The sequence below is a fragment of the Catenibacillus scindens genome (assembly GCF_014202115.1).
Classification (GTDB): Bacteria; Bacillota; Clostridia; order Lachnospirales; family Lachnospiraceae; genus Catenibacillus; species Catenibacillus scindens.
The window spans coordinates 1-5585 of the sequence record NZ_JACHFW010000034.1; the positions used below are offsets into that span (position 1 = coordinate 1).

The following is a 5585-nucleotide window of genomic DNA, read 5'->3' on the forward strand; positions in this document are numbered from 1 at the left end:
ATTGTCCGGTTAATGTGTCCCCACCTGTCCGCTAATTATGTCTCAAGCTGTCCGCCGAATATGGCACAGGTGTCCGTTTGGGCTGGCAATCTGCAGATACCAATCGGCTATGTAAAATCTTCAATATTCAGTTGTTGACCTTTGCTGCAAGCAGCTCCCGTATGTCATCTGTGTCCCACTTATCAGGGAACAGTACCGACATTATGCGGAAGGCGTCATACAGCCCTGCGGTATATGCGTGGGTAGCATACTCAATATCTTGCTTGTCCCGGCACTCAAGCAGGCGGTTACAGACTTTCCGCTGTTCCTCTGTCAAATCCAACTGGAGATAGTGCGTTTCCGCAATCCCCTCATTTTCAGAGTCCTCCTGATAGGCTGCGTCTGCTTCCAACAGCGGAGTGATCGTCTTTTCCCTCAGTGTTTCCACAGCTACCTTGAACAGTTCTTTAAATTCTATGTCATCCATCATACCCTCCCGCAATCATGTTGTACTTTGAGTTTTTTCAGCGGTGCGCCCGTAACCTTAAAAATCAGTTCGTCAACGCAGTCCGCATATCTGCCTTGCGCAAGGAGCTGATTTTTCAGTTCTACAAGGCTATGTAGCAGGATTGTCCTTTCGTGGCTATCCAGATAAATGTGGAATTTCTGTTCTCTCATACGAGCCACCTCCGTTTCTTCACTTTCATTATATGTGGGAATGGAAAGCAGCTCAAATGTGCAATCTTGGTAAAAAAATAAGCGTATCACTATCTCTAATGATACGCCCTTGTTCTAAATGACTTCAAAATGCTTTAAAGCATCTTTAATTGCCTCCACTTTCTCTGCTGTCGGATGTTTTCTCGGCTGTTTCAATTCTTCTACCGCATTAGGGGCATCATACATTGGCAAGCCCAAACTTTTCTTTACCTCTGCTATATAAGCGGTATGTACTTTGAAGCCATACTTCGCTTCTATGTATTCCTTTATCATTTTGTAGGTAACTCGCTCTTTCGGCTTGTACGCCTCGGCTCTTTTAGCGATATTATCAAGTGGCACCTTGCCCTCTCCCTCGCCAAACTCCACTTTTACGCTGATTGTGCTGTCAGGTTTTTTGTGGGAAAGCAGTACTACCGTCTCCACATTGCACGAAAGGACAGAAAGTACGTCATTTGCCGGGCAGTTCGTCCTACTTGATCCATCGATGTTTTAGCATTACTGTCGTAGGAGAAAACATATCATCTTTTCTTTTACTCGTGATTTTTCATAAGAAAATTCAATCAAATATTAATTTTTATAAACAAATCAGATCTTTTGTTTCGTGGAAATGCCTCGCATTTTTTGAATCCCTCTTATGAAAGGATTATCTGAATCAGAATAAAAAGTATCCCCACTAGTTGCAACTCTAGAATATCCGACAAATCCCATATTAATCCATGTTGCACAGCAGCAACCTAAATAGCTAGAAATATGTTTTGATATAAAATTAGCCCTTTTATCTCGAGAAAAAAGGCGTCTTAAATACAATTGAGAAAAAATATCAATCTCTATATCTCCCAACATACATTCTCTTTTTCCATATTGCTGGCGCATTGCAATATGTGTTTCATCGAGTTTTCTTGAATTTGAATCCAATCCTTTCGCAATAATTTTCCTTACTTGTTTCATCTGCTGGTCATTTAGTTTCGGACTGTTTTCTGATAATGTAATATAACAAACAGGCATTTTATCCTCCCTATTTCAGCTTAATTTCATACAAAATACCAGTTTGATGATAATGAGCCATAGTTTTAATCATTCTACCACCAAACTTATTTACAATATGTTTTGAGATATCATTATCACTGCGTATAACACCATATATAGTTTCAATTCCTTCATCTTTGCATCTATCAAATAAATATTTTAGCAGTTTTGTCCCGATTCCTTTTTGTGTATAGTCTTTTCCAAGAAAAATCACGTATTCTAGCTGCTTTTTTTGTTCGTCAAGGACTTGCAGCCCCATTTGTCCAATTAAATGTCCCTCAGCAAAAATAGCATGTACGCCAAAGCCATATTTTTTATAATGACTTATACGGAATTGTAATAAAGTTTTATAATATTCATCAGACATTTTCTGTCTTTCCCATGCAAAATTCTCATCCCCACGACCTAATTCAACAAATTCGTTTAAATCATATATACTAAATTCTCTTCCAAAAATATTATCAACGTTCCATCCGTCAGCCTTAAGAACATTTTTGGCATAATCCAATATTTGGTCATATGATTCTTCAGTAAAAAAGCACGGATAATGATTGCTCCTAAATCGCACTAATTTAATTTTATGATCTTCTAAAGTATAAAAAGGCACCGTAGAAATATCCTTTATATTTTTTGGCCATTTTTCAGACCACGCAACACCATTCCACGCATAGTTCATTGCTAATGCAAATTGATTTTCTTTTGGATGAACCGTACATCTAATTGATTCAGGGAAAAATTTTTGCAGCAAATCGGTCCACTTTAACATAAGATTTGTAGCAGCATACTTTACTGCTGCCTCCTCAGCAATCTTTTGATACCAGTCCCAAGCCTCCAGCAAATCGTTCTTGATGTCATTACGATTATTTCTCAGAATACTCCATGCATCAATATCACTATAACCTTCCAATAATTTCCGGGAGTTCATATTCCACTTCATACCTTGAACAAGTCCTTGGAAAAAATCTTTGTTCTTAAACCGATCACTAATTACTTTCTCTATATATTTAATAATTTTGCTAATCTCTCCACTTTCATCTGCTCGCTCAATAAGCTCCTTTAAATCAATTATTGAAACATCACCTTGAATATTCAATTTATTCCTAAAGTCGTGCAATCTCCATTGATAATCCTCAACATCTTTAGACTCTATATAAAAAATATCTTGATATAAGCGTCCATCCGAAAGCACCAGTGCTTCTGCCCCAAACGGATGAACTTGGTATAAAGCTTGAATAAGATTATGTAGGCGTATCAAAAATGATATTTCACTAAAATCTATGCAAGAAGCATCGTATGGAACTCTAAATCGATTTTGATCCTTAAATGGAAATCCCGGCAAAATAAACAAAAGACGTTTCTTTTGTTCAAGCAACGGTAAAACTCGATTAATAAATGTGTCTTTATCATTGTTAGTAGCATTCCGTGAAGAACCAATTTGGGGATTACACAACAAACCATAAATACATCTTGCCATTTCAGAATATGAGTCATCTTTTGGCAATTCCATCTTTAAAAGATTTTCCCATTCACTGTTATATAAGAAACTTTCAAGATATTCATCTGGTAAAAAAATATCCCCATCTATTTTTGGTGGAAAATTCTGCGGCATATCACCTGCCGCCCTCATCGCTTCTTCTCGAATAAAAATTTTCAAATTATCTTCTATCCATTTTTCGTCAGGAGTATCTTGACATAATTCGAATTTTTCTAATATATATTTTACCGGGCATCTCGACATAGAAGCATATGGATCGAACTGTATTATACGAGATGTTCTCAAACCATATTTTCCTTCAAAACCTTTCCAATACCGCTCGAGTTTAGAGTTACCGTATCTATTTCCCAATGGTTCAACTATGCTATAATTATCAGCCATATATGCTTCCTCCATCATACATTTTCCAAAGATTTAATAATTGACGTTTCGGTGCTTTCGCAATCCAGTTCAAGTATTGTGATGGGTAGAATGTAAATGTGGTCACATTCGTTGTTTCATTTATCATCTCCGTGGAACTCTCAACCAACAGATTGCTTTTATCATCCTCAAATCTAATAATAGTATGAACCATCGAATTCCATTTACGACCAATAGTAGGAATATTGGCAGAATATGTGCTAAATATAAACACCCCATTTTTGCGAGGTTTTTGTACAGGAAGTTCATCACTCCACTCACCTTGCATAGTAATCATTTGAAATGTCTTATCCGATAAAGAATCAACAATACTATTAGAAATTCGCAAAATAATGTCCTTTTCCTCATCCTTAGACAAATTAATTGCTTTTGCCATAATAATGGGGGTTTCAGTTGAACCATTAGGAAAACGATAACTTGTGGTAAAAGAAATAGTTTCAGTAAAAACTTTTGGTAATAGTGTAACCGCCAAAAACTCCGATAATTGAGATGAAGGCGAAGGAGTCAAATAGGCAGCGGTTCCAAATCCAGGATACTCTGCCAAAAGAGGTTCTAATATTTCTTCTCCCAAATACCTTGATATGACACGAGTACTTACCTCAGTAAAGCCCAATTTAACTAAATGCGTTCGAATTTTATTGCATATCTTACTAAGCATCACTAATGATTCCTGTTCAAGGATATCTAATTCTTTATTAAGCTGATTAATCTCCTCAAGAAACTCCACACTATCAACACTACCCAAGCATTTTTGCCCTTTGCGATCTAATGATACTCTTGCATATATTCTTACTCTTTTTCCTTTTGTAAACATATCTTTGGAATAATGTTTCTGATTATTCCAAAAGCTTACGTTTACTACTCCTGTTAAATCTTTTAAAGAAATCCCGAAATTATCTTTTTTTCCCCATTTGTCAGAAATAATACCTGTAACACATACCTGATCATTTTCTGAATATTGCAGTAAATCTCTACTTAATATTATCTGATAGTCGTCCATTTTTATACCTCAACGCGCAAAAACAATCTACAATCTTTGGATTAAATTGCATATTGCCTGTATGTTATCATTGCTAGTATAGTAATGTGGTGATATACGGAAAACATATTGAACTCCATTTTGGGGAAAGAAAACAGGACAATCCCAATCGCAAACATACGATATAATGAAGTTTTCTTTCTCGATTAATTCCTTTACCTTTTTTTCCTGCTTTGGGTCTTTCATATAAAATCCTACTACGCCTGTACTAGAATTTTCACTTCCAACCAAAACCAAGTTCTGATTTGAAACAACAAAACTCCTAATATAATTTGCTTTCGCACATATTTCTTGTTCCGCAGTATCAATACCATAATCCAGGTACTCTTGAATTGCATTCGCCAATCCTAAAAGCGATGCAGTACTTTTTTCCCATAATTCGAATTGTTTAGCATCATCTCTAACTTTGACATCCACAACTGTACCCAATTCATCAAATACTAAATCTGCAGATGCCAAATCTATCTGCGGTGTGCGAATCGGAGCATTTCTACGCACATATAAAATGCCTGTACCTCTTGGTCCCCTTAACCATTTACGTCCTGCAGTCACATATGCACAACAGTTAATCTGCTGAACATCAACTTTAATTTGTCCCACAGCTTGGCATCCATCCACTATATATATAGCATCATACTTTTGGGCAAGTATTCCAAGTTCCACAACAGGATTAACAATGGAACCTTGAGCGGCTACATGGCTAACTGCCAAAATAGTGCCACCTGACTGCAATGCTTGATCAACATCATCCAAACTAAAATGTCCTTCATGATCACACTGAATAACCTTTATGCCACAATGTGTCCTTTTGGCAATATGCTAACTTTGCAAAAAAGTTACACTAAAAGTATTCTGACGCTCCTCACACCTCAAGAAACGTCATAAGCTCCTGCATACTCTTACCGCTCC

Annotated in this window: 6 protein-coding genes and 1 pseudogene; all 7 read right to left on the reverse strand. The window is 36.7% G+C overall.

What is annotated here, in order from left to right; genetic code table 11:
* Positions 1-127 precede the first annotated feature (127 nt).
* The gene (locus HNP82_RS17500) at positions 128-469 is read right to left on the reverse strand and encodes a hypothetical protein (RefSeq protein WP_243164858.1); all 342 of its coding nucleotides are present in this window, start codon (positions 467-469) and stop codon (positions 128-130) included.
* Positions 466-657 carry a hypothetical protein gene (locus tag HNP82_RS17505; RefSeq protein ID WP_087266967.1) on the reverse strand — a complete coding sequence of 64 codons (192 nt, stop codon included), beginning with the start codon at positions 655-657 and terminating at the stop codon, positions 466-468. The genes HNP82_RS17500 and HNP82_RS17505 overlap by 4 nt, the downstream gene beginning before the upstream one ends.
* Positions 658-771: 114 nt before the next feature.
* Positions 772-1122 (reverse strand): annotated as a pseudogene (locus HNP82_RS17510) (23S rRNA (uracil-5-)-methyltransferase RumA); the annotation flags it as partial.
* 159 nt (positions 1123-1281) lie between these two features.
* On the reverse strand, positions 1282-1701 hold the full coding sequence (locus tag HNP82_RS17515; protein WP_183776784.1) for a hypothetical protein: 420 nt from the start codon (positions 1699-1701) through the stop codon (positions 1282-1284).
* A 10-nt stretch (positions 1702-1711) separates the two neighbouring features.
* Positions 1712-3598, reverse strand: coding sequence for an L-tyrosine/L-tryptophan isonitrile synthase family protein (locus HNP82_RS17520; RefSeq protein WP_183776786.1), 1887 nt, complete (start codon positions 3596-3598; stop codon positions 1712-1714).
* Positions 3591-4637 carry an OB-fold nucleic acid binding domain-containing protein gene (locus tag HNP82_RS17525; protein WP_183776787.1) on the reverse strand — a complete coding sequence of 349 codons (1047 nt, stop codon included), beginning with the start codon at positions 4635-4637 and terminating at the stop codon, positions 3591-3593. The genes HNP82_RS17520 and HNP82_RS17525 overlap by 8 nt, the downstream gene beginning before the upstream one ends.
* 27 nt (positions 4638-4664) lie before the next feature.
* Positions 4665-5492 (reverse strand): aminotransferase class V-fold PLP-dependent enzyme, encoded by an 828-nt coding sequence (locus HNP82_RS17530; RefSeq protein WP_330599715.1) that lies wholly within the window; start codon positions 5490-5492, stop codon positions 4665-4667.
* Between the last annotated feature and the right edge of the window lie 93 nt (positions 5493-5585).

What these genes read in the sequence shown, in the direction of transcription:
- HNP82_RS17500 (WP_243164858.1), bottom strand. Translation starts at nt 469, where the DNA reads ATGATGGATGACATAGAATTTAAAGAACTGTTCAAGGTAGCTGTGGAA.
- HNP82_RS17505 (WP_087266967.1), bottom strand. Translation starts at nt 657, where the DNA reads ATGAGAGAACAGAAATTCCACATTTATCTGGATAGCCACGAAAGGACA.
- HNP82_RS17515 (WP_183776784.1), bottom strand. Translation starts at nt 1,701, where the DNA reads ATGCCTGTTTGTTATATTACATTATCAGAAAACAGTCCGAAACTAAAT.
- HNP82_RS17520 (WP_183776786.1), bottom strand. Translation starts at nt 3,598, where the DNA reads ATGGCTGATAATTATAGCATAGTTGAACCATTGGGAAATAGATACGGT.
- HNP82_RS17525 (WP_183776787.1), bottom strand. Translation starts at nt 4,637, where the DNA reads ATGGACGACTATCAGATAATATTAAGTAGAGATTTACTGCAATATTCA.